Source organism: Hymenobacter agri, from assembly GCF_054778495.1.
This window is the reverse complement of the sequence record NZ_BAAGZM010000530.1, coordinates 1-3002: the sequence shown is the minus strand read 5'-3', so window position 1 is coordinate 3002 and position 3002 is coordinate 1. Positions and strand designations below refer to the sequence as shown.

1 protein-coding gene is annotated in these 3002 nt (G+C 63.6%); it reads left to right on the top strand.

What is annotated here, in order from left to right:
• Positions 1-8: 8 nt before the first annotated feature.
• The coding region (locus tag ACYVDE_RS18840) for an efflux RND transporter permease subunit (protein WP_460503090.1) at positions 9-3002 on the top strand (2994 nt) is incomplete at its 3' end.

The window sequence follows — 3002 nt, the reverse complement described above, 5'->3', positions numbered from 1 at the left end:
CGCTGCTGGTGCGCGACGTGGCGGCCGTGCGCTTCGGCCACGCCGTGCGCTACGGGGCCATGAACCGCGACGGCCTCGGCGAAACCGTGGGTGGCGTGGTGCTTATGCTGAAAGGCGCCAGTTCCGAAGCCACCATCAAAAACGTGAAGGCGCGGGTAGCCGAAATTCAGCAAACGCTGCCGAAGGGTCTGGTCATTGAGCCCTTTCTCGACCGTACCAAGCTGGTGGACAAGGCCATTCATACAGTAGTTAAAAACCTGATTGAGGGCGGGATTATCGTGATTGTGGTGCTGCTGCTGCTGCTCGGCAACCTGCGCGCCGGGCTGGTGGTGGCGGGCATGATTCCGCTGTGCATGCTCTTCGCGCTGGGCATGATGAAGACGTTTGGCGTATCGGCTAACCTGATGAGCCTGGGGGCGTTGGACTTCGGCCTCATCGTGGATGGGGCCGTGATTATCGTGGAGGCCGTGATTGCCCACCTGCTGCACGAGCGCCTCAAAGCTGCCCACGAAACCATGGACGACATTACCGAGGGCGTGACCAACCGGCTCATGAAATCGGCCTTGTTCGGCCAGCTCATCATCCTGATTGTGTATTTGCCCATTCTCTCGCTCACGGGTGTGGAGGGCAAGATGTTCCGGCCCATGGCCCTCACGGTGAGCTTCGCCATTGTGGGCGCTATGCTGATGTGCCTGACTTATGTGCCGGCCGTCACGGCCTGGGCGCTGAAGAAGAACATCAGCGAGAAGCCCAATCTGGCCGACCGCATCGTGGGCTTTCTGCACCGCGGCTACGACCCCATTATTCGGGCGGCGCTGGGGGCGCGCTGGCTAGTGGTGGGTGTGGCCGTGGGCCTGCTGGCGCTGGGCGGCTTTGTGTTTTCGCGGCTGGGCGGCGAGTTTATTCCGCAGCTCGACGAGGGCGACTTTGCCATGAACGTGACGCTGGCCCCGGGCTCGTCGCTCGATGAGAGCATTTTGCTAACCACACGTATTCAGCGCATTCTGAAAAGCCAATTCCCGGAGGTGTTACAAGTGGTGGGAAAAATCGGCACCTCGGAAATTCCGACCGACCCCATGTCGCTGGAAGATTCCGACCAGATGATTATCCTGAAAGACCACGCCGAGTGGACCAGCGCCCACACCCGCGAGGAGCTGGCCAACAAGATGCAAAAGGCCCTGGCCGGCGTACCCGGCGTGAGCCTTGAATTTCAGCAGCCCATCCAGATGCGGTTTAACGAGCTGATTTCGGGCGTGAAGTCGGATGTGTCGGTGAAGATTTACGGCGACGACCTCGACGTGCTGAAGGAAAAGGCCGACGAAGCCGCCGCCCTCATCCGCCCGCTGCAGGGCGTGGGCGACATTAAAGTGGAGCAGATTATCGGCCTGCCGCAGCTGCGCGTGAGCTACGACCGCGCCAAGCTGGCCCAGTACGGCCTGCGCGTGATGGACCTCAACACGCTGCTGCAAACCGCTTTCGCGGGCCAGACCACCGGCCAGGTGTACGAAGGCGAGCGCCGCTTCGACCTTGTGCTGCGCCTCGACTCGCTGCACCGCCGCGGGGCTGACGACCTCAACCAGCTGCTCGTGTCGCTGCCCGACGGCAACCAGATTCCGCTGGCCGAAGCGGCCACCGTGGCGCTGAAACCCGCCCCGGCCCAGATTTCGCGCGACGACGCCCGCCGCCGCGTCAACATCGGCGTGAACGTGCGCGGGCGCGACGTGCAAAGCCTGGTGCAGGATATTCAGGGCAAGCTGAAAACCGGCCTGCAGCTGCCCGCCGGCTACAGCATCGAATATGGCGGCCAGTTCGAAAACCTAAACCACGCCAAAGACCGGCTGGCCATTGCCGTGCCGGTGTCGTTGGTGCTCATTTTCATGCTGTTGTTCCTGGCCTTTCGGTCGGTGAAGGAGGCGCTGCTGATTTTCACGGGTATTCCGCTGGCGGCCATTGGGGGCGTGCTGGCGCTGTGGCTGCGCGGCATGCCGTTCAGCATTTCGGCCGGCGTGGGCTTTATTGCGCTGTTTGGCGTGGCGGTGCTGAACGGGATTGTACTGGTAGCCAGCCTGAACGAGTTGGCCACGGCCGGCGTGAAGAAAATCCACGAGCGGGTGCTGCGCGCCACCGAGGAGCGGTTCCGGCCGGTGCTGCTTACGGCCTCGGTAGCCTCGCTGGGCTTTTTGCCCATGGCCCTATCGGGTTCGGCCGGGGCGGAGGTGCAGAAGCCGCTGGCCACCGTGGTTATCGGCGGGTTGATTACGGCCACGCTGCTCACGCTGGTGGTGCTGCCGGTGCTCTACACCTTCTTCGTAGATGACGACGAGCCCAGTCCCGAGGTTGCCGCTGAAGAAGCGGAAGAAGCTAAGCGGCAGGAAGAAACCGGCGGCGAGCCAGCCAATGAAACGGATAAAACGCCCGTTGCTGAAGCCTCTGCCGCGGCGGGGGCAACTAAAGCAACCGGTACGACAGGAGCAGCCGGCGGTATCATCACGACGCTATTGCTGCTGGCCTCCATGGCCCTGTGGCCGGCCACTGCCTACGCCCAGAAAGCGCCCACTAACTCCCAGCTCAGCCTGGCGCAAGCCCTGAGCACCGGCCTGGCGCAAAGCCCGCTGGTGCAGTCGGCCACCCTGCAGGCCCAGCAGCAGCAGGCCCTTACCCGCACCGGCTACGACCTGCCGCGTCTAGTGCTCGACTACCAGTACGGCCAGATTTCGGGCCCGCTGGCCGACCATAGCTTCAATATTCTGCAGCAGTCGGCCTTCCCCACCGTGTACGGGGCCCAGCGCCAAGTGCTGCAAACCACGGCCGAGGCCGGCACCATCCGGGCCCGCGCACAGCGCCGCGAGCTGAGCCGCAGCATCCGCTCGGGCTATTATAATTTGCTAGTGACGTACCGCCTCGCGGCCCTGCTGCGCCGGCAGGACAGCCTGTACCTGCCCGCCGCCCGGGCCGCCCGCATTCGCTACCAGGTGGGCGAAACCAACCGCTTGGAGCAGGTG